The 24,593-nt window shown below is 71.1% G+C and carries 21 protein-coding genes; 8 read left to right on the top strand and 13 right to left on the bottom strand.

What is annotated here, in order from left to right; all coding sequences use genetic code 11:
- Window positions 1–15 precede the first annotated feature (15 nt).
- Window positions 16–354, bottom strand: a complete 339-nt coding sequence (locus ACH4E7_RS13590) for a hypothetical protein (RefSeq protein ID WP_396249211.1) — start codon at window positions 352–354, stop codon at window positions 16–18.
- A gap of 72 nt (window positions 355–426) precedes the next feature.
- Here ACH4E7_RS13590 and ACH4E7_RS13585 point away from each other — a divergent pair, with 72 nt between their 5' ends.
- Window positions 427–1,068, top strand: coding sequence for a DUF2461 domain-containing protein (locus ACH4E7_RS13585; protein WP_396249210.1), 642 nt, complete (start codon window positions 427–429; stop codon window positions 1,066–1,068).
- 78 nt (window positions 1,069–1,146) lie between these two features.
- Here ACH4E7_RS13585 and ACH4E7_RS13580 read toward each other — a convergent pair whose 3' ends face one another.
- Complete coding sequence (locus tag ACH4E7_RS13580; protein WP_396249209.1) at window positions 1,147–2,097, bottom strand: heme o synthase; 951 nt, start codon at window positions 2,095–2,097, stop codon at window positions 1,147–1,149.
- 462 nt (window positions 2,098–2,559) lie between these two features.
- On the opposite strand from ACH4E7_RS13580, the gene tkt reads away from it, so the two are divergent.
- From tkt to pgl, 5 genes are all read left to right on the top strand, one after another.
- On the top strand, window positions 2,560–4,659 hold the full coding sequence (gene tkt, locus ACH4E7_RS13575; protein WP_396249208.1) for a transketolase: 2,100 nt from the start codon (window positions 2,560–2,562) through the stop codon (window positions 4,657–4,659).
- Window positions 4,660–4,788: 129 nt separating this feature from the next.
- Complete coding sequence (gene tal / locus ACH4E7_RS13570) at window positions 4,789–5,931, top strand: transaldolase (protein ID WP_396249207.1); 1,143 nt, start codon at window positions 4,789–4,791, stop codon at window positions 5,929–5,931.
- A gap of 61 nt (window positions 5,932–5,992) precedes the next feature.
- Entirely contained in the window at window positions 5,993–7,549 is a 1,557-nt protein-coding gene (gene zwf / locus ACH4E7_RS13565; protein WP_396249372.1) for a glucose-6-phosphate dehydrogenase, read from the top strand.
- On the top strand, window positions 7,546–8,619 hold the full coding sequence (gene opcA / locus ACH4E7_RS13560) for a glucose-6-phosphate dehydrogenase assembly protein OpcA (protein ID WP_396249206.1): 1,074 nt from the start codon (window positions 7,546–7,548) through the stop codon (window positions 8,617–8,619). The genes zwf and opcA overlap by 4 nt, the downstream gene beginning before the upstream one ends.
- The gene (gene pgl / locus ACH4E7_RS13555; RefSeq protein ID WP_396249205.1) at window positions 8,616–9,404 is read left to right on the top strand and encodes a 6-phosphogluconolactonase; all 789 of its coding nucleotides are present in this window, start codon (window positions 8,616–8,618) and stop codon (window positions 9,402–9,404) included. The genes opcA and pgl overlap by 4 nt, the downstream gene beginning before the upstream one ends.
- 105 nt (window positions 9,405–9,509) lie before the next feature.
- Here the strand turns inward: pgl and ACH4E7_RS13550 are convergent, their stop codons facing one another.
- The 11 genes from ACH4E7_RS13550 to uvrA all read right to left on the bottom strand — a co-directional run bounded on the left by ACH4E7_RS13550 (window position 9,510) and on the right by uvrA (window position 22,661).
- Window positions 9,510–9,845 (bottom strand): RNA polymerase-binding protein RbpA, encoded by a 336-nt coding sequence (locus ACH4E7_RS13550; RefSeq protein ID WP_033353465.1) that lies wholly within the window; start codon window positions 9,843–9,845, stop codon window positions 9,510–9,512.
- A 157-nt stretch (window positions 9,846–10,002) separates the two neighbouring features.
- Entirely contained in the window at window positions 10,003–10,239 is a 237-nt protein-coding gene (secG, locus tag ACH4E7_RS13545) for a preprotein translocase subunit SecG (RefSeq protein WP_393026151.1), read from the bottom strand.
- An 87-nt stretch (window positions 10,240–10,326) separates the two neighbouring features.
- Complete coding sequence (gene tpiA / locus ACH4E7_RS13540; protein ID WP_396249204.1) at window positions 10,327–11,112, bottom strand: triose-phosphate isomerase; 786 nt, start codon at window positions 11,110–11,112, stop codon at window positions 10,327–10,329.
- Between the two features lie 6 nt (window positions 11,113–11,118).
- The gene (locus ACH4E7_RS13535; protein WP_396249203.1) at window positions 11,119–12,321 is read right to left on the bottom strand and encodes a phosphoglycerate kinase; all 1,203 of its coding nucleotides are present in this window, start codon (window positions 12,319–12,321) and stop codon (window positions 11,119–11,121) included.
- Between the two features lie 152 nt (window positions 12,322–12,473).
- A complete protein-coding gene (gap, locus tag ACH4E7_RS13530; RefSeq protein WP_396249202.1) occupies window positions 12,474–13,481 on the bottom strand; it encodes a type I glyceraldehyde-3-phosphate dehydrogenase in 1,008 nt (335 codons plus the stop codon).
- Window positions 13,482–13,929: 448 nt separating this feature from the next.
- A complete protein-coding gene (gene whiA, locus ACH4E7_RS13525) occupies window positions 13,930–14,910 on the bottom strand; it encodes a DNA-binding protein WhiA (protein WP_188308910.1) in 981 nt (326 codons plus the stop codon).
- A complete protein-coding gene (yvcK, locus tag ACH4E7_RS13520; RefSeq protein ID WP_396249371.1) occupies window positions 14,901–15,986 on the bottom strand; it encodes a uridine diphosphate-N-acetylglucosamine-binding protein YvcK in 1,086 nt (361 codons plus the stop codon). Before yvcK ends, whiA begins: the two co-directional genes overlap by 10 nt.
- Before the next feature lie 64 nt (window positions 15,987–16,050).
- The gene (rapZ, locus tag ACH4E7_RS13515) at window positions 16,051–16,935 is read right to left on the bottom strand and encodes an RNase adapter RapZ (RefSeq protein ID WP_270143324.1); all 885 of its coding nucleotides are present in this window, start codon (window positions 16,933–16,935) and stop codon (window positions 16,051–16,053) included.
- A gap of 118 nt (window positions 16,936–17,053) precedes the next feature.
- Complete coding sequence (gene uvrC / locus ACH4E7_RS13510; RefSeq protein WP_396249201.1) at window positions 17,054–19,123, bottom strand: excinuclease ABC subunit UvrC; 2,070 nt, start codon at window positions 19,121–19,123, stop codon at window positions 17,054–17,056.
- A gap of 66 nt (window positions 19,124–19,189) precedes the next feature.
- Window positions 19,190–19,633, bottom strand: coding sequence for a Rieske (2Fe-2S) protein (locus ACH4E7_RS13505; RefSeq protein ID WP_396249200.1), 444 nt, complete (start codon window positions 19,631–19,633; stop codon window positions 19,190–19,192).
- A gap of 118 nt (window positions 19,634–19,751) precedes the next feature.
- The gene (uvrA, locus tag ACH4E7_RS13500; protein ID WP_396249199.1) at window positions 19,752–22,661 is read right to left on the bottom strand and encodes an excinuclease ABC subunit UvrA; all 2,910 of its coding nucleotides are present in this window, start codon (window positions 22,659–22,661) and stop codon (window positions 19,752–19,754) included.
- 267 nt (window positions 22,662–22,928) lie between these two features.
- Between uvrA and ACH4E7_RS13495 the strand changes: the two genes are divergently transcribed.
- Window positions 22,929–23,663, top strand: coding sequence for a maleylpyruvate isomerase family mycothiol-dependent enzyme (locus ACH4E7_RS13495; protein WP_396249198.1), 735 nt, complete (start codon window positions 22,929–22,931; stop codon window positions 23,661–23,663).
- Between the two features lie 54 nt (window positions 23,664–23,717).
- The gene (locus ACH4E7_RS13490) at window positions 23,718–24,371 is read left to right on the top strand and encodes an MBL fold metallo-hydrolase (protein WP_396249197.1); all 654 of its coding nucleotides are present in this window, start codon (window positions 23,718–23,720) and stop codon (window positions 24,369–24,371) included.
- Window positions 24,372–24,593 lie beyond the last annotated feature (222 nt).

The raw sequence follows: 24,593 nt of genomic DNA, 5'->3' as shown, positions 1-24,593 counted from the left end.
TACCAAAGCCGAGGATCAGCCGCCGAGCTGGATGCCGGCCATCCGCTTCCACTCGTACGCGCCGGTCTTGACCTTGAGGCCCAGCTCGCCCTCGAAGTCGTCGTGCAGGGTCAGCCCGGCCAGCTCGGCGGCCCGGCGGCCGACGGCGTAGCTCGGGGCCACCTGGTCGCCCCAGGCGCCGTCCGCGCCGACCACCACGATCCGGGTGGCCACGGCGCCGACGTACTCGACGACCGCGTCGGCGCTGCCGCCGTGCTGCTGGGCGAAGCTGGTCAGGTTCTTGGCGATGCGCTTGGCGCGGCGCTCGGTACGGGCGTCCGGCGCGGCGGCGGTGGCGGTCTCTGCGCTGCTCATGCCCGCATGCTACCCACCGGTAGACGCGCTGGCGACGGGAGCGGCCTGTGCACCGGGCCACATACTGGAGACGTGACGTTCCAAGGCTGGCCGGCCGAGGCGCTCGACTTCTACGAGCACCTGGAGGCCGACAATTCGAAGACCTTCTGGCAGGCCCACAAGGAGCAGTACGACGACGCCGTACGGGCCCCGATGGAGCTGCTGCTCGCCGATCTGGAGCCGGAGTTCGGTCCGGGGAAGATCTTCCGCCCGAACCGCGACATCCGCTTCAGCGCCGACAAGTCCCCGTACAAGACGCACATCGGCGCGCACCTGGAGACCGGCGGCTACATCCAGCTCTCCGCCGATGGACTGGTCTGCGGCAACGGCATGTACCGCCTCGCCCCGGACCAGCTGGAGCGCTACCGTGCCGCCGTCGCCGAGGACGTCAGCGGCGCCGAGCTGGAGCGGGTGATCGCCACGGTGGAGAAGGACGGCCCGCAGGTGTTCGGCCGGGACTCCCTCAAGTCCGCCCCGCGCGGCTTCCCCAAGGACCACCCGAGGATCGAGCTGCTGCGCCACAAGGGCCTGGTGGCCTGGCAGGAGTGGGCGCCCGCGAAGTGGCTCGGCACCCGGACCGCCTACGCCCGGATCACCGCCTTCCTACGCGCCTCCCAGCCGCTCAAGGACTGGCTGGACGGCCACGTCGGTCCCTCCGAACTGCCCGCCCGCTGAGACGGTTCGAGAACTCGACGGCGCCCCGGACGCGAGAGAGCCCCGATCCGTCGGACCGGGGCTCTCTCCGCTTCAGCCTTACTTCACGAACGGGTCGATCGCGCAGACCACGAACAGCAGCGACAGGTAGGTGATCGACCAGTGGAACAGCCGCATCTCCTTCAGCTTGGCGCCCACGATCCCGGCCTTGGCCCGGCCGTACAGCGCGTGCGCCTCGCGCAGCCACGCCGCGCCGAGCACCACCGCCACCACCGGGTACAGCCAGCTCATGTGCCCCAGCGGCCACACCGCCAGCGAGGTCGCCACCATCACCCAGGAGTAGGCGACGACCTGCTTGCCGACCGCGACGTTGCCCTTGACCACCGGCAGCATCGGCACGCCCGCGCGCAGGTAGTCGTCGCGCACCTTCATCGACAGCACCCAGGTGTGCGGCGGGGTCCAGAAGAACACCACCAGGAACAGCGCGACCGCGGCCCAGGACACCGAGTCGGTGACCGAGGACCAGCCGATCAGCACCGGCATGCAGCCGGCGATGCCGCCCCAGACGATGTTCTGCGAGGTGCGCCGCTTGAGCCCCAGCGTGTAGACGAACACGTAGAACAGCAGGGCGCCCAGCGCCAGCCCGGCGGAGAGCCAGTTGACACCGAAGCCCAGCAGCAGGGTGGAGACGACCGCGAGCGCGACGCCGAACACCAGCGCCTCGCGCGGCGACACCATCCCGGTGACGATCGGCCGCCGCTCGGTGCGGGACATCAGCGCGTCGATGTCGCGGTCGATGTACATGTTGAGGGCGTTGGCGCCGCCCGCCGAGAGGTAGCCGCCGACCACGACCTTCAGCACCAGCAGCATGTCCGGCACACCCTGCTGGGCCAGGAACATCACCGGCACGGTGCTCATCAGCAGCAGCTCGATGATCCGAGGCTTGGTCAGTGCGACGAAGGCGCCGACACGGGCTCCGATCGGCCGGTGATGCGCAGGCGTCGCCCCGGTGACCCCGGCGGGACGGGTTTCGACGGCGGTCACTAACACCCCAACTGAAGATGAATCCTCGCAGGCGTCCACAGGAACGAAGGGTCCCGAATCGTCCGCTCTGCGCGTACCACGCCACCATAGACGCTCCATATATCCCATCCGGCTCCGGGGTCCCCGACGAGGCGGATGGCGCACCCCGGAGTGAACCGTCTGGGTGAAGCCACGAACCGCTTCCGGCGCGCCCCCACGACCCGTGCCGACGACCCGGGCGGCGTGGGGCGGCAAACCGGGGGAGCCTGGGACAAAATCAGTCAGAACGCCCTAGTGGGAATCACCATGCGGAAATCCCGGTTGTCTCGCCACGGAGGGTGAGCCCCGGGCCGGACGGTAGGCTCGCACGCAGAAGCGGGATCTACCCTCCGTGACCGGCACCACCCACAGTCGGGACCACAGCGCCGTGGCCGACCCGGTCCCCATTCACGGGGTCACTCTTCACAATGGAAGGAGCCCTGAGACAGGGTGAGCACTGCGCCGACGAACGCATTCGAGTGGACGGAACTGGACGAGCGCACGGTTGACACGGCGCGCGTCCTGGCCATGGACGCTGTCCAGAAGGTCGGCAACGGACACCCCGGGACGGCCATGTCGCTGGCCCCCGCGGCGTACCTGATCTTCCAGCGCTTCCTGCGCCACGACCCGACCGACCCGGCCTGGGCCGGCCGCGACCGCTTCGTCCTCTCCCCCGGGCACACCAGCCTGACCCTCTACACCCAGCTGTACCTCTCGGGTTACGGCCTGGAGCTGGACGACCTCAAGGCCTTCCGCGTGGGCGGCAGCCGCACCCCCGGCCACCCCGAGCACGGCCACACCGCCGGCGTCGAGACCACCACCGGCCCGCTCGGCCAGGGCATCGCCAACGCGGTCGGCATGGCGATGGCCGCCCGCTACGAGCGCGGCCTGTTCGACCCGGAGGCCCCGGCCGGAGAGTCCCCCTTCGACCACACCGTCTGGGCCATCGTCTCCGACGGCGACCTGGAGGAGGGCATCTCCGCCGAGGCCTCCTCGCTGGCCGGCCACCAGAAGCTGGGCAACCTGGTCGCCCTGTACGACGACAACCACATCTCGATCGAGGGTGACACCGAGACCGCCTTCTCCGAGGACGTCCTCAAGCGCTACGAGGCCTACGGCTGGCACGTGCAGCGGGTGACCCCGAAGGCCAACGGCGACATCGACGTCGAGGCCCTCGCCGGGGCGCTGGCCGCCGCCAAGGCCGAGACCTCCCGCCCGTCGATCATCGCGATGCGCACCATCATCGCCTGGCCGGCCCCGAACGCCCAGGACACCGCCAAGGCGCACGGCTCCGCGCTCGGCGCCGAGGAGATCGCCGCCACCAAGAAGGTCCTGGGCTTCGACCCGGAGAAGACCTTCGAGGTCAGCGACCAGGTCATCGAGCACGCCCGCCTCGTCATCAAGCGCGGCAAGGCCGCGCGCGACCAGTGGCAGCAGTCCTTCGACGCCTGGCGCGCCGCCAACCCGCAGCGCGGCGCCGAGTTCGACCGCATCCAGGCCGGCGAGCTGCCCGAGGGCTGGAAGAAGGCCGTCCCCTCCTTCCCGGCCGGCAAGGACGTCGCCACCCGCAAGGCCTCCGGCGAGACCCTCAAGGCGCTCGGCGCGGTGATCCCGGAGCTGTGGGGCGGCTCGGCCGACCTCGCGGAGTCCAACCTCACCACCATCGACGAGGACAGCTCCTTCCTCCCCGAGGGCAACCCGCTGAAGTCCGCCAGCCCGTACGGCCGGACGATTCACTTCGGCATCCGCGAGCACGCCATGGGCTCGACCATGAACGGCATCGCGCTGCACGGCAAGACCCGCGTCTACGGCGGCACCTTCCTGGTCTTCGCCGACTACATGCGCCCGGCCGTGCGCCTGGCCGCGCTGATGAAGCTGCCGGTCACCTACGTCTGGACGCACGACTCGATCGGCCTCGGCGAGGACGGCCCGACCCACCAGCCGGTCGAGCACATGGCCTCGCTGCGCGCCATCCCGGGCCTGGCCATGGTCCGCCCGGCCGACGCCAACGAGACCGCCGTCGCCTGGCGCACCGTCATCGAGCGCCAGACCACCCACCCCGGCCCGGTCGGCCTGGCGCTCACCCGCCAGAACGTCCCGACCTTCGACCGCGAGGTCTACGCCTCCGCCGAAGGCACCGCGAAGGGCGGCTACATCCTGGCCGAGGCCTCCAACGGCGACCCGCAGGTGATCCTGCTGGGCACCGGCTCCGAGGTCCAGCTGGCCGTCCAGGCCCGCGAGGTCCTGGAGGCCGAGGGCATCGCCACCCGTGTGGTCTCGGTCCCGTCCTTCGAGTGGTTCCAGGAGCAGGACCAGGCCTACCGTGACAGCGTGCTGCCGCCGTCCGTCAAGGCCCGCGTCTCGGTCGAGGCCGGCATCGCCCAGGGCTGGCGCGAGCTGGTCGGCGACCACGGCCGGATCGTCTCGCTGGAGCACTTCGGTGCCTCCGCCGACTACAAGGTGCTGTTCGAGGAGTTCGGCCTGACCGCCGAGCGCGTGGTGGCCGAGGCCCACAACGCCCTGCGCTCCCTCGAAGCCGTCAACCGCTAACGGTTCCCACCCGCACGGGCCACCCTGGCCGCGAGTGCGGGATGACAGCCGGGCCCGAGACCCGCACGTCGACGGCCCGGCTCCTCTGACTACTCCACGAAGCAGAAGAAGACGAAGGACTGAAGCACCATGACTGACGCACTGAAGCGCCTCAGCGACGAAGGCGTTGCGATCTGGCTGGACGACCTCAGCCGCAAGCGGCTGAACTCCGGCAACCTGGCCGAGCTGGTGCAGAACAAGCACGTGGTGGGCGTCACCACCAACCCGACCATCTTCCAGAAGGCCATCGCCGGCAGCGGCGACACCTCCTACGACGGCCAGCTGCGCGACCTCGCGGTCCGCAAGGTCACCACCGACGAGGCGATCCGCATGATCACCACCTCGGACGTGCGCGACGCCGCCGACGTGCTGCGCCCGGTCTACGACGCCTCCAACGGCCGCGACGGCCGGGTCTCCATCGAGGTCGACCCGCGCCTGGCGCACGAGACCGCCCCCACCGTGGCCGAGGCCAAGCAGCTGTGGTGGCTGGTCGACCGCCCGAACGTCTTCATCAAGATCCCCGCCACCAAGGCCGGCCTGCCCGCCATCAGCGAGGTCATCGGTCTGGGCATCAGCGTCAACGTCACGCTGATCTTCTCCCTGGACCGCTACAAGGCCGTCATGGACGCCTACCTGACCGGTCTGGAGGCCGCCAAGGCCAAGGGCCTGGACCTCTCCCAGATCGAGTCGGTCGCCTCCTTCTTCGTGTCCCGCGTGGACACCGAGATCGACAAGCGCCTGGACAAGATCGGCGGCGACGCCAAGGACCTGCGCTCCAAGGCCGCCCTGGCCAACGCCCGCCTCGCCTACCAGGCGTACGAGGAGGTCTTCGGCTCGGTCGACGGCAAGACCGACGGCAGCGCCCGCTGGAAGGCCCTGGAGGCCGCCGGTGCCAAGCCGCAGCGCCCGCTCTGGGCCTCCACCGGCGTCAAGGACCCGGCCCTGCCGGACACCCTGTACGTCACCGAGCTGGTCGCCCCCGGCACCGTGAACACGATGCCCGAGGCCACCCTGGACGCCACCGGCGACCACGGCGTCGTCACCGGCAACACCATCGTCCCGAACTACGCCGACGCCAAGGCCGTCCTGGACGCCATCGCGGCCGCCGGCGTGGACTACGACGACGTGGTCCAGGTCCTGGAGGACGAGGGCGTGGAGAAGTTCGAGCAGTCCTGGAAGGAACTGCTCGACACCGTCACCGCCTCGCTCGCGTCCTTCGCTGACCAGAAGTGACCCCTGCTCACAGCCAACGCACGAAAGCGGAGCCCATCAAGTGAGCACTGATTTCCCTGAGTTGACTCCGGAATCGGACGCAGACGACCTCCCGCCCGCCCCCGTCAACCCGCTTCGTGACCCCTCCGACCGGCGGCTCCCGCGCATCGCGGGGCCGTCCGGCCTGGTCATCTTCGGGGTCACCGGCGACCTGTCCCGCAAGAAGCTGATGCCGGCGATCTACGACCTGGCCAACCGCGGTCTGCTGCCGCCGGGCTTCTCGCTCGTCGGCTTCGCCCGCCGCGACTGGGAGGACGAGGACTTCGCCCAGATCGTGCACGACGCGGTCAAGGAGCACGCCCGGACGCCGTTCCGGGAGGAGGTCTGGCAGCAGCTCGCCAAGGGCATGCGCTTCGTCCAGGGCACCTTCGACGACGACGAGGCCTTCGACAAGCTCCGCGCCACCATCGAGGAGCTCGACAAGGCCCAGGGCACCGGCGGCAACTTCGCCTTCTACCTGTCCGTCCCGCCGAAGTTCTTCCCGACCGTCGTCCAGCAGCTCAAGAAGCACGGCCTGGCCGACCCGCCGCAGGGCTCCTGGCGCCGCGCCGTCATCGAGAAGCCCTTCGGCCACGACCTGGAGAGCGCCCAGGAGCTCAACAAGGTCGTCCACGAGGTCTTCCCCCGGGACGAGGTCTTCCGGATCGACCACTACCTGGGCAAGGAGACGGTCCAGAACATCCTGGCGCTGCGCTTCGCCAACCAGATGTTCGAGCCGATCTGGAACCGGTCGTACGTCGACCACGTGCAGATCACCATGGCCGAGGACATCGGCATCGGCGGCCGGGCCGGCTACTACGACGGCATCGGCTCCGCCCGTGACGTCATCCAGAACCACCTGCTGCAGCTGATGGCGCTCACCGCCATCGAGGAGCCGGCGTCCTTCCACCCGAAGGCGCTGGTGGCCGAGAAGCTCAAGGTGCTCAACGCCGTCAAGCTCCCGGCCGACCTCGGTCAGCACACCGTGCGCGGCCAGTACGCGGCCGGCTGGCAGGGCGGCGAGGAGGTCGTCGGCTACCTGGACGAGGAGGGCATCAACCCCGACTCCAAGACCGACACCTACGCGGCCATCAAGCTGGAGATCAACAACCGCCGCTGGGCGGGCGTCCCGTTCTACCTGCGCACCGGCAAGCGGCTGGGCCGCCGGGTCACCGAGATCGCGGTGGTCTTCCAGCGCGCCCCGTACCTGCCGTTCGACTCCTACGCGACCGAGGAGCTGGGGCAGAACGCCCTGGTCATCCGGGTCCAGCCGGACGAGGGCGTGACGGTGCGGTTCGGCTCCAAGGTGCCGGGCACCTCCTTCGAGGTCCGGGACGTCACGATGGACTTCGCCTACGGCGAGTCCTTCACCGAGTCCAGCCCGGAGGCGTACGAGCGGCTCATCCTCGACGTGCTGCTCGGCGACGCCAACCTGTTCCCGCGTCACCAGGAGGTCGAGCTCTCCTGGCAGATCCTCGACCCGATCGAGAGGTACTGGGACTCCCACGGCAAGCCGGCCCAGTACGCGGCGGGCACCTGGGGCCCCGCCGAGGCGGACGAGATGCTCGCACGAGACGGCAGGAGCTGGCGCCGGCCATGAAGATCGACCTCACCAACACGACGTCCAGCAAGATCAACGCCGCGCTGATGGAGGCGCGCCGGACCAGCGGCTCCACCGCCGCCGGCATGGTGCTCACCCTGGTGATCGTGACCGACGAGGGCAGCGCCTACGACGCCCTCAAGGCCGCCAACGACGCCTCCCGCGAGCACCCGATGCGCACCCTCGCGGTGATCAAGCGCGCCGGGCGCTCGCCCCGGGCCCGTGCCGAGACCCGCCTGGACGCCGAGATCCTGGTCGGCTCGGACGCCGGCTCCGGCGAGACGGTCATCCTGCGCATGCACGGCGAACTCGTCGCGCACGCCCAGTCGGTGGTCCTGCCGCTGCTGCTGCCGGACGCCCCGACCGTCGTCTGGTGGCCGGACAACGCGCCGCTGCACCCGGCGCAGGACCCGCTGGGGTCGCTCGCCCAGCGCCGGATCACCGACGCGGTCACCGCCGAGTCCCCGGTCGGCCAGCTCGCCCAGCGGGCCGAGAGCTACACCCCGGGCGACACCGACCTGGCCTGGACCCGGATCACCGGCTGGCGCTCGATGCTGGCCGCCGCGCTGGACCAGCGGCCGTCCCGGATCATCTCCGCGGCGGTCGAGGGCGAGTCCTACAACCCCAGCGTCGAGCTGCTCGGCCTCTGGCTGACCAACCGGCTGCACGTGCCGGTCGAGCGGGTCGTCACCGGCGGCCCGGGCATCACCGCGGTGCACCTGCGGACCAAGGACGGGGACATCACCCTGGACCGCCCGGACGGCCTGATGGGCACGCTCTCCATGCCCGGCTCGCCGGACCGCCAGGTGGCGCTCAAGCGGCGCGAAACCTCGGAGCTGATCGCCGAGGAGCTGCGCCGACTGGACCCGGACGACATCTACGCGACGGCCGTGCGCACGCCCGTCGAGCGGCTGCGCGAGCCGGCGGGCGCCGAGCAGACGGCAGCCGAGCAGGCTGCCCAGGCCGTCACCGACGCCACGGTGGCCAACCCCTCCCAGGTGGCCGCCGACGGTGCGGAGAAGGCCGCGAAGAAGGCCCCGGGCAAGCGCGCCGCCAAGGGGAGCGCATGACCGCCACGCCCCCGCAGCTGGTCGTCCACCGGGACAAGGAGCTGATGGCCCAGGCGGCCGCGGCCCGGCTGATCACCCGGATCGTGGACGCCCAGGCCGCCCGCGGCACCGCCTCGGTGGTGCTCACCGGCGGGCGAAACGGCAACGCCCTGCTGGCCGCGATCGCCGCCTCCCCGGCACGCGACGCGGTCGACTGGGGCCGGCTGGACCTGTGGTGGGGCGACGAGCGCTTCGTGCCCGCCGCCGACCCGGACCGCAACGCCGTCCAGGCCCGCGCCGAGCTGCTGGACGCCGTCCCGCTCGACCCGGCGCGGGTGCACGAGATGCCCGCCTCGGACGAGGTGGACGGCTCGGACGTGGAGTCGGCCGCCGCCCGCTACGCGGAGGAGCTGGCGAAGGCCGCCGGGCCGGGCGACCGGCTCGGCGTCCCGGCCTTCGACGTGCTGCTGCTCGGCGTCGGCCCGGACACCCACGTCGCCTCGCTCTTCCCGGAGCACCCGGGCGTGCGGGAGACCGAGCTGACCGTGGTCGGCGTGCGCGGGGCCCCCAAGCCCCCGCCGACCCGGATCTCGCTCACCCTCCCGGCGATCCGGGCGGCCCGCGAGGTCTGGCTGCTGGCCGCCGGCGAGGACAAGGCGGGCGCGGTCGCGCTGGCCCTGTCCGGCCCCGGCGAGCTCCAGGCGCCCGCCTCCGGAGCGCGCGGCCGCAGCCGCACCCTGTGGCTGCTGGACCGCGCCGCCGCGGAGCGGATCCCGCCGCAGCTGTACCCGCCGGCCTCGGCGTAGCAGCCGCGAACGCCGAAGGGCGCCACCGTCACTCGACGGTGGCGCCCCTTTTTTGGCACTCGGCTCGCTCGCGGGTTGGCTCGCTCGCGCGGGTCGGGTTTCGCGTCAGATCTCGCCGCGCAGCTTGGCCAGCGCCTCGGCGAGGATCGCCTCGCCGTCGGCGTCGGTGCGCCGCTCACGGACGTAGGCGAGGTGGGTCTTGTACGGCTCGTTGCGCGAGGGCGCCGGCGGGTTGTGCTCGTCCTGCCCGGCCGGGAAGCCGCAGCGCGGGCAGTCCCAGGTGTCCGGGATGACGGCCTCGGCGGCGAAGCTGGGCCGGGTCTCGTGCTTGTTGGCGCACCAGAAGGAGATCCGGCTGCGCGGGGCGGACTCGCCGCGCTCCGCCTCCCCCATCGGGCCGGCCCCGACCCTGCTGCCACGGATGGCGTTGCCACTTGCCACGGTCTGACTCCCTGCGTGCTGGTGCGCCGACCCTCCGCGGTGCGCGTCGGTGGCGAAAGTCGTCCTAGTGTAAGCAGGACTTAAGCATCCGCCACCATCGCCTCCGCCCCCGACCGTCCCAGGATAGGCGCTCGGGCGACGGGGCGTCAGGGTTGTGTCAGCTCTGGTACTTGAGGACCAGGCCCAGCACGATGATGCAGGCGAACCAGCCGAGGCCGACCACGATGGTGATGCGGTCCAGGTTGCGCTCGGCCACCGCCGAACCGCCGCCGGTCGACATCGCGCCACCGCCGAACATGTCCGACAGGCCGCCGCCCTTCCCCTTGTGCAGCAGCACCAGCAGGACCATCAACAGACTGAAGATGATCAGGGCAATCGAGAACCCGAGAACCACGACGGGACCAACTCTCTCGTATCTTCGGCGAAGGGGCCGGGCCGCGTACGGCGGTCCGGCCCCAAAGCCTACGTTGCTGCGGCGGCGTTAGCCTACTGCCTGCTCACGGTAGCGCACGATCTTGACGAACTCGTCGGCGTCCAGCGAGGCACCGCCGATCAGGCCGCCGTCGATGTCGGGCTTGGCCATCAGACCGGCCGCGCTCGACGACTTCACCGAACCGCCGTACAGCACGCGGACCTTGTCGGCCAGCTCGGCGTCGTACAGCTCGGCGATCCGCTTGCGGATGGCGGCGCAGACCTCCTGCGCGTCCTCCGGGGTGGCCACCTCGCCGGTGCCGATCGCCCAGACCGGCTCGTACGCGACCACGATGGACTCGGCCTGGTGGGCGGGGATGCCCTCCAGCGCGCCGTCCAGCTGGGCCAGGGTGTACTCGACGTGGGTACCGGCCCTGCGGATGTCCAGCGGCTCGCCGATGCACAGGATCGGGGTGACCCCGGCCCGGTAGGCGGCCTTCACCTTGGCGTTGACGATCCCCTCGTTCTCGCCGTGGTACTGGCGGCGCTCCGAGTGGCCGATCACCGCGTAGGTGCACTGGAGCTTGGCCAGCATCGAGCCGGAGACCTCGCCGGTGTAGGCGCCACCGTCGTGCTGCGAGATGTCCTGCGAGCCGTACTTGATCTTCAGCTTGTCGCCGAAGACCAGGGTCTGCACCGAACGCAGGTCGGTGAACGGCACCAGGACGGCGACCTCGACGGCCTCGTAGTCCTTGTCGGCCAGCGCGAACGCCAGCTTCTGGGTGTGCTGGATGGCCTCAAGGTGGTTGAGGTTCATCTTCCAGTTGCCCGCCATCAGCGGGAGACGGTCGGTCATGTGGTTTCAGTCCTCCAGAGCGGCGAGACCGGGGAGGGTCTTGCCCTCCAGGTACTCGAGGCTCGCGCCGCCGCCGGTCGAGATGTGTCCGAACGCGTTCTCGTCGAAGCCCAGGGTGCGGACGGCCGCGGCGGAGTCGCCGCCGCCGACCACGGTGAACGCGCTGCTGTCGATCAGGGCCTGCGCGACGGCCTTGGTGCCGTTCGCGTAGTCCGGGTGCTCGAAGACGCCCATCGGGCCGTTCCAGAACACGGTGCCGGCGTCGGCCAGCTTCGCCGCGTACAGCTCGCGGGTCTTCGGGCCGATGTCCAGGCCCTCCTTGTCGGCCGGGATCGCGTCCGCGGCGACGGTGTCCGGGTTGGCCGGGGTCTTGCCCTTGAGGTCCGGGAACTCGGCGGAGACCAGGACGTCCACGGGCAGGACGAACTCGACGCCCCGCTTCTCGGCCTCGGCCAGGTACTCCAGGCACTTCGGCTTCTGGTCCGCCTGCAGCAGCGAGATGCCGACCTCGTGACCCTTGGCCGCGAGGAAGGTGTACGCCATGCCGCCGCCGATCAGGATCCGGTCGGCCTTCTTCAGCAGGTTGTCGATCACACCGAGCTTGTCCGAGACCTTGGCCCCGCCGAGCACGACCACGTAGGGGCGCGCGACGTCCTCGGTGAGCTTCTTCAGCACACCGACCTCGGCGGCGATCAGGTCGCCGGCGGCGTGCGGCAGGAGCTCGGGCAGGTCGTAGACCGAGGCGTGCTTGCGGTGCACGGCGCCGAAGCCGTCGCCCACGTACAGGTCGGCCAGGACGGCCAGCCGCTCGGCGAAGGCCTTGCGCTCGGCGTCGTCCTTGCTGGTCTCACCGGCGTTGAAGCGCAGGTTCTCCAGCAGCGCGACCTCGCCGTCGGCCAGCGCGGCCACGGTGGCCGCGGCGCTCTCGCCCACGGTGTCGGTGGCGAACGCGACGCTCTTGCCGAGGATCTCGCCGAGACGCTCGGCCACCGGGGCGAGCGAGAACTTCGGGTCCGGCTCGCCCTTGGGGCGGCCGAGGTGGGAGGCGACGACGACCTTGGCGCCGCGCTCGAGGAGCTTGGCGATGGTCGGCGCGACGGCGCGGATCCGGCCGTCGTCGGTGATCGTCTCGCCGTCCAGCGGGACGTTCAGGTCGGCGCGCACGAAGACGCGCTTGCCGGCGACGTCCAGGTCTTCGATGGTCTTCACTGGTTCTTCGGTCTCCCGGGGAGATGGTTGATGCGCAGAGGCGGCACGGCGCAGGGGCCGCCTGAGAAGTCCTTGTACGCAGAGCGAGGGCCCGGTCGGCTCGGTTTCGCCGTCCGGGCCCTCGCCCCTACATCACGTCAGCTCCCACTGCGTCAGAGCTGTCCACCGACGAGGGCGACCAGGTCGACGACGCGGTTCGAGTAACCCCACTCGTTGTCGTACCAGCCGAGCACCTTGACCTGGTTGCCCTGGACCATGGTCAGGCTGGAGTCGAAGATGCAGGAGGCCGGGTCGTTGACGATGTCCGAGGAGACGATCGGGTCCTCGGTGTAGGCCAGGATGCCCTTGAGCGGGCCCTCCTGCGCGGCCTTCTGGAAGGCCGCGTTGACCTCGTCCTTGGTGACCTCACGCTCCAGGGTGACGACCAGGTCCGTGATGGAGCCGGTCGGGACCGGGACGCGCAGCGAGGTGCCGTCCAGCTTGCCCTTCAGCTCCGGCAGGACCAGGGCGGTCGCCTTGGCGGCACCGGTCGAGGTCGGGATGATGTTCTGCGACGCGGCGCGGGCGCGGCGCAGGTCCTTGTGCGGGAAGTCCAGGGTCACCTGGTCGTTGGTGAACGCGTGGACGGTGGTCATCAGACCCTTGACGATGCCGAAGCTCTCGTTCAGCACCTTGGCCATCGGCGCCACGCAGTTGGTGGTGCAGGAGGCGTTGGAGATGATGTCGTGCTTGGCGGCGTCGTACTTGTCGTCGTTCACACCCAGGACGATGGTGACGTCCTCGTCGGTGGCGGGCGCCGAGATGATGACCTTCTTCGCGCCGGCGGCGAGGTGCTTCTTCGCGGCCTCGGCCTTGGTGAAGATGCCGGTGGACTCGACGACGATGTCGGCGCCCAGCTCGGCCCACGGCAGGTTGGCGGGGTCACGCTCGGCGGTCACCTTGAAGGTGTGGCCGTCGACGGTGATGCTGTCCTCGGTGTGCGAGACCTCGCCCGGGAAGGTGCCCAGGGTGGTGTCGTACTTGAGCAGGTGAGCCAGGGTCTTCGTGTCGGTGAGGTCGTTGACACCGACGATCTCGATGTCAGCGCCCTGGGCCTTGACCGCGCGGAAGAAGTTGCGGCCGATGCGGCCGAAGCCGTTGATGCCTACCCGGATCGTCACGAACCGATCTCCTCGTTAGGTACGCCGGCGTGAAGCCGACGGGGGTGAGATTTGGGAAGTCCCCGACCGCCTATGACCCTACCCCTCCGGGCGCTGGGAGGGCACATCGCGCCACCTCGTGAGACTTGGCGTGGCGCACCGTAAACCCGATTTCAGGCCGTCCGGCCTTGGTCCGGCGGGCAGTTGGTCCCGGGCCAGTGGTCTCTACCAATTCGGGGCTTCCGGGCCGGCCCGGAAACGACCGCGGCCGGTGTCCGTCATCCGGACACCGGCCGCTGTTACTCGCCCACTCGCCTCCGGGGCGCTCCGACCCGGTGCCGACGGTCGGCGCTCCTGCGCTCTCCCCCAGCCTTCGGCCGGGGGGACCCCCACCTCGCTTGTCGCTTCTCCCTTTCGACACCGGCGCGCCCCTTCGACTCGAGGCAGGAGCGCTCACGGAGCGTGATCGTCAGTTGAGCGCCATCTCGTCGGTCAGATTGGCCTCGGTGCTCGGCAGGCCGAGCTCGGCGGCGCGCTTGTCGGCCATCGCCAGCAGTCGGCGGATCCGGCCGGCCACCGCGTCCTTGGTCAACGGCGGGTCGGCGAGCGCGCCCAGCTCCTCCAGCGAGGCCTGCTTGTGCTGCATCCGCAGCTGGCCGGCCGCGGCCAGGTGCTCGGGCACCTCCTCGCCGAGGATCTCCAGCGCGCGCTGCACCCGGGCGCCGGCCGCGACCGCGGCGCGGGCCGAGCGGCGCAGGTTGGCGTCGTCGAAGTTGGCCAGGCGGTTGGCGGTGGCCCGGACCTCGCGCCGCATCCGGCGCTCCTCCCAGGCGAGCACCGACTCGTGCGCGCCGAGGCGGGTCAGCAGCGCGCCGATCGCGTCGCCGTCGCGGATCACCACCCGGTCCACGCCGCGCACCTCGCGGGCCTTGGCCGGGATGCCGAGCCTGCGCGCCGCGCCGACCAGGGCGAGGGCGGCCTCGGAGCCGGGGCAGGTGATCTCCAGCGAGGAGGAGCGGCCCGGCTCGGTGAGCGAGCCGTGCGCCAGGAAGGCCCCGCGCCAGGCAGCCTCGGCATCGCAGGTGGCGCCGGAGACGACCGCCGGGGGCAGGCCCCGGATCGGGCGCCCGCGCCCGTCCACGAGGCCGGTCTGGCGCGCGAGCAGCTCGCCGTCCTTGACCACCCGGACGACGAAGCGGCTGCCGCGTCGCAGTCCGCCCGGGGCCATCACCACGAGGTCGGAGGAGTGCCCGAAGATCTCCAGGAGGTCCTTGCGCAGCCGGCGCGCCGCCGCCCCGGTGTCGAGCTCCGCCTCGATCACGATGCGGCCGCTCACGATGTGCAGTCCGCCCGCGAACCGCAGGATCGCCGACACCTCCGCCTTGCGACAGCAGGCCCGGGTGACCGGGAGTCGGCTGATCTCGTCCTTCACCGCTGGAGTCATCGCCATGGCCCGATCCTTCCATGTGTCCGGAAAATCCGGTCGTACGCGGCCGCCAACAGCTCCGGGTCGTGTCGCGGGGTGCCGTCGGTGCGGGCCACCGTGCCGAGCACCAGAGCGGCACCCATCCGTTCGGCGGCCTTCTCCAGACCGGCCAGGTCCGCCTGGCCGAAGGCACCACCCGTGACAGCGCGCTCGTCCACCAGGATCGCATCCACGGCGAGCTGCGGAGCGTGGTCGGCGATGACCTCCAGGTGACGCTGCGGGGTGAAGCCCTCGGTCTCCCCGGGCTGCGGGGCCAGGTTGAGGGTGAGCAGACGGCGGGCGCGGGTCTCGGTCAGCGCCTTGGCCAGCTCGGGCACCAGCAGGTGCGGCAGCACGCTGGTGAACCAGGAGCCGGGGCCGAGCACCACCCAGTCCGCCTCCCGGACCGCCGTGACCGCCTCCGGGACGGCCGGCGGCCCGTCCGGCAGCAGCCGGATCGACTGCACGGTGCCGGGGGTGACCGCCACGCTGGCCTGGCCGCGCACGGCCGTGACCTCGGCCGGGCGGGCCGGGTCGTGGCCGCGCACGCTCGCCTCGATGTCCAGCGGCACCGCCGACATCGGCAGCACCCGGCCCTGGACGTTCAGCAGCCGGCCGACCCAGTCCAGCGCCGCCACCGGGTCGCCGAGCTTCTCCCAGAGCGCGACGATCAGGAGGTTGCCGACCGCGTGCCCACCCAGCTCACCGTTGCCGGTGAAACGCTGCTGGATCACCTCGGACCAGGTGCGGCCCCACTCGTCGTCCCCGCACAGCGCGGCCAGCGCCTTGCGCAGGTCCCCCGGCGGCAGCACGCCCAGCTCCTCGCGCAGCCGGCCGCTGGAGCCGCCGTCGTCGGCGACGGTGACCACGGCGGTGAGGTCGCTGGTGAGCCGGCGCAACGCGGACAGCGAGGCGGACAGGCCCTGGCCGCCGCCGAGCGCGGTGATCCGGGGAGCCGGATTGGCCCGGGCGGGACTGCTGCGCGGACGGCCGGGCGTCGGGCTGCCCGCCCGTTCGCCGGCCTTGCTCTGCGGCTGTCGCCCGGGCACGTATCCCGCCACACTCACCTCGTGTTCCTCGGCCCCGCCACCGGCTCCGCCGGTGGCCCGGCAGGGAAGGCGGCGGTTACTCCCGTCCCATGTCACGGTGGACGAGCACCGTCTCGACTCCGTCGGCGATGAGACGCTTGGTCAGACGCTCGGACATGGCGACGCTGCGGTGCTTGCCACCGGTGCAGCCTACGGCAAGCGTCATGTAGCGCTTCCCCTCCCGCCGGTAGCCCTCGGTAACGATCCGGAGCAGCTCGGCATAACCGTTCAGGAACTCGTTGGCACCGGGCTGCTGGAACACGTAGTCGGCGACGTCCGCGTCGGTGCCGGTACGGGCCCTCAGCTCGGGCACCCAGTGCGGGTTGGGCAGGAAGCGGCAGTCCACCACGAGGTCGGCGTCGACCGGCAGGCCGTACTTGAAGCCGAAGGACATCACGGTGGCGCGCAGCTCGGGCTCGTCGTGGTCGGCGAACTGGGCGTCCAGCTTGGCGCGCAGCTGGTGCACGTTGAGGTTGGAGGTGTCGATCACCAGGTCGGCCTCGCCGCGCAGGTCGCGCAGCAGGTCGCGTTCCTGGGCGATGCCGTCCACGATCCGGCCGTCGGCCTGCAGCGGGTGCGGGCGGCGCACGCTCTCGAAGCGGCGCACCAGGGCCTCGTCGGAGGAGTCGAGGAAGACCACCCGGAGGCGGACGCCGCGCTTCTCCAGCTCGTCCAGCGAGGTGAGCAGGTCGTCGAAGAACTGGCGGCCGCGGACGTCCACGACCACGCCGATCCGGGCGACGTTGCCCTGGGAGCGGGCGCCCAGGTCGACCATGGTGGGGATCAGGGCCGGCGGCAGGTTGTCCACCACGAACCAGCCGAGGTCCTCCAGGCACTTCGCGGCGGTGGAGCGGCCGGCTCCGGACATGCCGGAGATGATCACCAGCTCCGGCGCGTTCTCGGCCACGTCTGACACGGTCACTTCGGTTCCCCGCTCTCGGTCTTTCTGCTGGGGAGAACGCGCACGGCACGGCCGCCCTTCCCCGTCCCGGGCAGGCGGGCGGAGTCGGGGCGCGCCGACAGACGGGCGGCGTCGGCCGTCATGGCGTCTCCTGGGATGGTGCGGTCTGGGGTGCTGCGGCCACCGGCCCGGCGGCCTGGTCGGCCCCGTCCTCGATGATCTCGCCGGTCGCGGTGTTGACCGCGGGAGCGGCGGGTGTACGCGACGACAACGCCGCCGCAACAGTCTCCGCGGTGCGGCGTCCGATACCGGGTACCGCGCAGAGTTCGTCGACGGTGGCGGCCCGGAGCTTCTTCAGCGAGCCGAAGTGCTTGAGCAGCGCCTGGCGGCGAGTCTCGCCGAGGCCCGGGACGGAGTCCAGTTCCCCGGCGGTGAGTCGCTTGGAACGCTTGTTGCGCTGGTACCCGATCGCGAAGCGGTGGGCCTCGTCGCGGACCCGCTGGAGCAGGTAGAGGCCCTCGCTGGAGCGCGGCAGCACGACCGGGTCGTCCTCGCCGGGCAGCCAGACCTCCTCCAGGCGCTTGGCCAGACCGCACAGCGCGACGTCGTCGATGCCGAGCTCCTCCAGGGCCCGCTTGGCCGCGGCGACCTGCGGCTGGCCGCCGTCGACCACCAGCAGCTGCGGCGGGTAGGCGAAGCGCTTGGGGCGGCCCTCCTCGTCCCGGGCGGGGGTGCCACTGCCGGATTCGGAGGTGGCGGGCCGGTCCTCCTCGGGGACGGCCCACTCACCGGTCTGCTCGCGCTCCTGGAGGTAGCGGCGGAAGCGGCGGCTGATCACCTCGTGCATCGAGCGGACGTCGTCCTGGCCCTCGAAGCCCTTGATCTGGAAGCGCCGGTACTCGCTCTTGCGGGCCAGGCCGTCCTCGAAGACGACCATCGAGGCGACCACGTCCTCGCCCTGGAGGTGGGAGATGTCGTAGCACTCGATGCGCAGCGGGACGGAGTCCAGCTCCAGCGCGTCGGCGATCTCCTGCAGGGCGCGGCTGCGGGTGGTCAGGTCGGAAGCGCGCTTGGTCTTGTGCAGCGCCAGCGCCTGCTGGGCGTTGCGCTGCACGGTGGCCATCAGGTCCTTCTTGTCGCCGCGCTGCGGGATGCGCAGGTCGACCTGGCTGCCGCGCAGGTCGCTCAGCCACTCCTTTATCGGGGCGGCCGGTTCGGGCAGGGCGGGGACCAGCACCTCGCGCGGGACCGATTCGCTGCGTTCGTCCGGAGTGGCGCCGCCGTAGAGCTGCTGGAGGGCGTGCTCGACCAGGCCGGCGGTGTCGACGTCCTCGACCTTGTCGGTGACCCAGCCGCGCTGGCCGCGCACCCGGCCGCCGCGGACGTGGAAGATCTGCACGGCGGCCTCGAGTTCGTCCTCGGCGAGGGCCAGCAGGTCGGCGTCGGTGGCGTCGGCGAGCACGATGGCGTTCTTCTCCATCGCTCGCTTGAGGGCGCCGATGTCGTCCCGCAGCCGGGCCGCCTTCTCGTACTCCATCCCGGCGGCCGCCTCCTGCATCTGCTCTTCCAGCCGGCGCAGGTAGTTGCCGGTGCGCCCGGCCATGAAGTCGCAGAAGTCCTCGGCCAGCGCCCGGTGTTCGTCCGCCGAGACCTTGCCGACGCAGGGCGCGGCGCACTTGCCGATGTAGCCCAGCAGGCAGGGGCGGCCGACCTGTCGGGCGCGCTTGAACACGCCGTTGGAGCAGGTGCGGACGGGGAAGACGCGCAGCAGCAGGTCGACCGTCTCGCGGATCGCCCAGGCGTGCCCGTACGGGCCGAAGTAGCGCACGCCCTTCTTGTGCGCCCCGCGCATCACCTGGACCCGCGGGTACTCCTCGTTGAGGGTGACGGCGAGTTCCGGATAGCTCTTGTCGTCGCGGTACTTGACGTTGAACCGCGGGTCGAACTCCTTGATCCAGGAGTACTCCAGCTGGAGCGCCTCGACCTCGGTGCCGACCACGGTCCACTCCACCGAGGCGGCGGTGGTGACCATGGTCGCGGTGCGCGGGTGCAGGCCGGCCAAGTCCTGGAAGTAGGACGACAGGCGCGGCCGCAGGCTCTTGGCCTTGCCGACGTAGATGACCCGGCCGTGGGCGTCGCGGAACTTGTAGACGCCCGGGGAGGTCGGGATCGCGCCCGGCGCCGGGCGGTAGGTGCTCGGGTCAGCCATGAGTCCACCGTACCGAGTGCGGTCGGGGCTGTGGGGACAAGATCAATCGAGAGGAGCTCAACTGCTTCAGCTCGGGGTGACCTTGAGGTTCCCGCCCTCGACCGTGACGGTGTAGGCGGGCAGCGGGCTGGGGGCCGGGCCGTCCTGCACCGCGCCGTCGGCGATGCCGAAGCGGCTGCCGTGGCAGGGGCACTGGATCTGCTCCTTCTTCACCTGGTCCACGATGCAGCCGGCGTGGGTGCACTTGGCGCTGAAGGCCTTGTACTGGCCGGCGGTCGGCTGGGTGACCACGATCTTCTGCTCGCGGAAGACCTTGCCGCCGCCCTCCGGGATCGCCGAGGCCGGGCCGAGGTCCACCGGGCCCTTGGGGGCGCTGCCGGAGTCGGAGGAGCCGGAGGAGGAGCCGCAGCCGGTGAGCGCCACGGTGCCGCCGACCGCCAGGGCGGCCGCGGCCCCGCAGAGCAGGGTGCGGCGGGAGGCGGCGGGGCTGGTCTCGGGGGCCTCGGACATCGGTGCGCTCCTGGCGGGGTTCGGCTGCGGGACGGGCCACCGCTGGGTGGGCCCGTGGAAGTCTATGCGGCACGCGCCCCGCCGCTCCCGGGGTGGGAGCGGCGGGGCGGCGAACGAACTACTTCTTGGCGGCGGCCCGCTTGCGCGGCGCCCTCTTGGCGGGTGCCGCGACCGGGGCGTCGGCGAAGTCGCTCGGCAGGATGTCCCGCAGGAACTTGCCGGTGTGGCTCTCCGGGACGGCCGCGATCTGCTCCGGGGTGCCCTCGGCGACCACCGTGCCGCCGCCGGAGCCGCCCTCGGGGCCCATGTCGACGACCCAGTCGGCGGTCTTGATCACATCGAGGTTGTGCTCGATGACGATCACCGTGTTGCCCTTGTCGACCAGCCCGCTGAGCACCTTGATCAGCTTGCTGATGTCCTCGAAGTGCAGACCGGTGGTGGGCTCGTCCAGCACGTAGACCGTCCGCCCGGTGGAGCGCTTCTGCAGCTCCGACGCGAGCTTGACGCGCTGCGCCTCGCCGCCGGAGAGCGTCGGCGCGGACTGGCCGAGCCGGACGTAGCCGAGGCCGACGTCGTTGAGCGTCCTGAGGTGGCGGGCGATCGCCGGGACGGCCTCGAAGAAGCCCAGCGCCTCCTCGATCGGCATGTCCAGCACCTCGGCGATGGACTTGCCCTTGTAGTGGACCTCCAGCGTCTCCCGGTTGTACCGGGCGCCGTGACAGACCTCGCACGGCACGTAGACGTCCGGCAGGAAGTTCATCTCGATCTTGATGGTGCCGTCGCCGGTGCAGTTCTCGCAGCGGCCGCCCTTGACGTTGAAGGAGAAGCGGCCGGGCAGGTAGCCGCGGACCTTGGCCTCTTGGGTCTCCGCGAAGAGCCGGCGGACGTGGTCGAACACTCCGGTGTAGGTGGCCGGATTGGACCGCGGGGTGCGGCCGATCGGCGACTGGTCGACGTGCACCACCTTGTCCACCAGGTCGGTGCCGGTGATCCGGGTGTGCCGGCCGGGCACGCTGCGGGCGCCGTTCAGCTCCCGGGCGAGGTGGGTGTAGAGGATGTCGTTGACGAGCGTCGACTTGCCGGAGCCGGAGACGCCGGTGATCGCGGTCAGGGTGCCGAGCGGGAAGCCGACCGTGACGTCCTTGAGGTTGTGCTCGCGGGCGCCGTGGACGGTCAGCTGGCGCTTCTTGTCCCGGTCGCGGCGGGCGGCCGGGATCGGGATGGACCTCTTGCCGGAGAGGTACTGGCCGGTCAGCGACTCCTTGTTGCCGAGCAGCTGCTTCAGCGAACCGGAGTGCACCACCTTGCCGCCGTGCTCGCCGGCGCCCGGGCCGATGTCCACCACCCAGTCCGCGGTCTTGATGGTGTCCTCGTCGTGCTCGACCACGATCAGGGTGTTGCCGATGTCGCGCAGCCGCACCAGCGTCTCGATCAGCCGGTGGTTGTCCCGCTGGTGCAGGCCGATGGACGGCTCGTCCAGCACGTACAGCACGCCGACCAGGCCGGAGCCGATCTGGGTGGCCAGCCGGATGCGCTGGGCCTCGCCGCCGGACAGGGTGCCGGCCGCGCGGTCCAGGGAGAGGTAGTCCAGGCCGACGTCGACCAGGAAGCGCAGCCGCTCGTTGACCTCCTTGAGGACCCGCTCGGCGATCTGCTTGTCCCGGTCGCCCAGCTTCATCGCGCCCAGGAACTCGGCGCAGTCGCTGATCGACATCGACGAGACGTCGGCGATCGACTTCTCCTCGACGGTGACCGCGAGCACCACCGGCTTGAGCCGGGTGCCCTCACAGGTCGGGCAGGGCACCTCGCGCATGTAGCCCTCGAAGCGCTCGCGGCTGCTGTCGCTCTCCGCCTCGGTGTGCCGGCGCTGGATGAACGGGACGGCGCCCTCGAAGCCGGTGCTGTAGGAGCGCTCGCGGCCGAAGCGGTTGCGGTAGCGGACCTGCACCTGGTGCTTGTGCCCGTACAGCAGCGCCTTCTTGGCGCGGGCGGGCAGCCCGGCCCAGGGGATGTCGGTGCGGAAGCCGAGCTCCTCGGCCAGCGCGTCGATCAGGCGCTGGAAGTACTCCTTGGCGTGCCCGGCCGACCACGGGTGGATCGCGCCCTCCTCCAGCGAGCGCTCCGGGTCCGGCACGACCAGCTCCGGGTCGACCTCCATCCGGTTGCCCAGACCCGAGCAGTCCGGGCAGGCGCCGAACGGCGAGTTGAAGGAGAACGAGCGCGGCTCCAGCTCCTCGAACGACACGTCGTCGTACGGGCAGTAGAGGTGCTCGGAGTACATCCGCTCGCGTTCCGGGTCGTCCTCCGGGAGGTCGACGAAGTCGAGCACGACCATGCCGCCGGACAGCCGCAGGGCCGTCTCCACCGAGTCGGTGAGCCGCCGCTTGGCGCTCTCCTTGACGGTCAGGCGGTCGACCACCACCTCGACGGTGTGCTTCTCCTGCTTCTTCAGCTTCGGCGGCTCGGCGAGCTGGATGGTCTCGCCGTCCACCCGGGCGCGGGAGTAGCCCTTGGACTGGAGGTCGGCGAAGAGGTCGACGAACTCGCCCTTGCGCTCGCGCACCACCGGGCTGAGCACCTGGAACCGGGTGCCCTCGGCGAGCTCCAGCACCTTGTCCACGATCGCCTGCGGCGACTGCTTGGCGATCGGGCGACCGCAGTGCGGACAGTGCGGCTTGCCGATCCGGGCGAACAGCAGGCGCAGGTAGTCGTAGACCTCGGTGATGGTGCCGACGGTCGAACGGGGGTTGCGGTTGGTGGACTTCTGGTCGATCGAGACGGCCGGGGAGAGGCCCTCGATGAAGTCCACGTCGGGCTTGTCCATCTGCCCGAGGAACTGGCGGGCATACGAGGACAGCGACTCGACGTAGCGGCGCTGGCCCTCGGCGAAGATCGTGTCGAAGGCGAGCGAGGACTTGCCGGAGCCGGAGAGGCCCGTGAAGACGATGAGGGAGTCGCGGGGCAGGTCGAGCGAGACGTTCTTGAGGTTGTGCTCGCGAGCACCGCGGACGATGAGGCGGTCGGCCACTGCTTCTGGCGCCTTTCTCCGGGGCGAGATGGCTTGCGGTGAGATTCGGTCTTCTTCCAGGATGCGGCAGCCAGCCTATAGCTCAGACGTTCGAATCTCGACTCTGTCCAGTGGAGACCACCCGAACGAGTGAGGGCTGCTCCGGGGCCGTCCGTACTCGGACCGAAAAAGGCCCTGCTCAGAGGCCGGATTCGGCGATAGCGTCGCCTGGTCAACGAGCGAAGCCCCCCTCGGGCAACGCGCCGTCTCGCACAGAAGGCAGATTCGATGTCCGACTCGCACTCCGCCGCCGCTCTAGCCACCGAGCGACTGAACCTGGTCGAGGCAAGCACCCGGCGCATGCTGGAGACCGTCTCCGGGCTGAAGCCGGAGGCCGTCGCCGAGCCCTCCGCGCTCCCCGGCTGGACCCGCGGCCACGTGCTGGCCCACCTCGCCCGCAACGCCGACTCCCTGGTCAACCTGCTGACCGGCACCCGCACCGGCACGGACATCCCGCAGTACGCCAGCGAGCAGGCCCGCGACCAGGGCATCGAGGACGGCGCCGGCCGCCCGCTGGACACCCAGCTCGCCGACCTTCGCGCGTCGCACGAGGGCTTCGCCGCGGCCGCCGCGCTGATGACCGACGAGGACTGGGCCGCCGAGGTGCGCCACCGCTCCGGCGCCGTCTTCCCGGCCTGCGACCTCGTCTGGAAGCGCCTCGGCGAGCTGGAGTACCACCTGGTCGACCTGGACGGCGGCTACTCCCCCGCCGCGTGGCCGGAGGAGTTCGCGGTCACCGAGTTCCACAAGCTCGCCGCCAAGCTGCACGGCACCGAGCTGCCCGCCGTCGAGCTGGTCGCCGAGGACACCGGGGACCGCGGCCTGATCGGCTCGGGCCCCGTTTCCCTGACCGTCCAGGGCCCGGTCCGAGCCCTGCTCGCCTGGCTCTCCGGCCGCTCCGACGGCGCGGGCCTGCGCCGCACCCCTGACACCGCGCTCCCCCAGCTTCCCCCCATGGGCTGACAGCGCGAGGATGATCCTGAACCCTGTAGCCGGACCCGGACGAGGAGCGGACTGATGACGTACCACGGAGCGGTCAAGGTCGGTGGGCCGCCGGACGTGCGGGAGCTGGCGCACCTGATCATCACCAAGGTGGCCGTCGGCCCGTACGACAACAACGCCTACCTGCTGCGCTGCCGGGCCACCGACGAGCAGTTGCTGATCGACGCGGCCGCCGACGCCCCGGTGCTGCTGGAGACCGTCGGGGACGACCTCGAAACGGTGGTCACCACCCACCGGCACCACGACCACTGGGGCGCGCTCGCCGAGGTGGTCGCCACCACCGGCGCCCGCACCGCCGCCGGGCAGCACGACGCCGAGGGCATCGACGTGCCCACCGAGCTGCTGCTCGCCGATGGCGACAAGCTACGGGTCGGCGACGTCGAACTCACCGTCCGCCACCTGGTCGGCCACACCCCGGGCGCGATCGTGCTGATCTACGACGACCCCCAGGGCCACCCGCACGTCTTCACCGGCGACTGCCTCTTCCCGGGCGGCGTCGGCAACACCTGGGGCGACCCGGAAGCCTTCAGGACCCTCTTCCGGGACGTCAACGAGAAGATCTTCGACGTCCTGCCGGACGAGGCCTGGGTCTACCCCGGCCACGGCAACGACACCACCCTCGGCGCCGAGCGCCCGCACCTCGACGAGTGGCGCGGGCGCGGCTGGTGACCACCTCCCGGCCGGTCGGCTCCCGCCGGAGCCGCCCGGCCGGGCCACGCGAACCCTGCTACCGGCTCCCGCGTGGAATACCCAGCTGTGCCAGGGCGGCCCGGTTCTCTCCACGGAGATCGCGGGCCGCTGCAGCCTTCGGGAATCGGTCTGCGAGGGCGAACAGAGTGTTTCCGGAACCGCCCGTAGTCCGTTGTCCAGATGGGTACCGTCCGACGTACA

This window comes from Kitasatospora sp. NPDC018058 (assembly GCF_044327205.1).
In the GTDB taxonomy this organism is placed as follows: Bacteria; Actinomycetota; Actinomycetes; order Streptomycetales; family Streptomycetaceae; genus Kitasatospora.
This window is presented reverse-complemented; position numbering and strand designations above follow the sequence as displayed.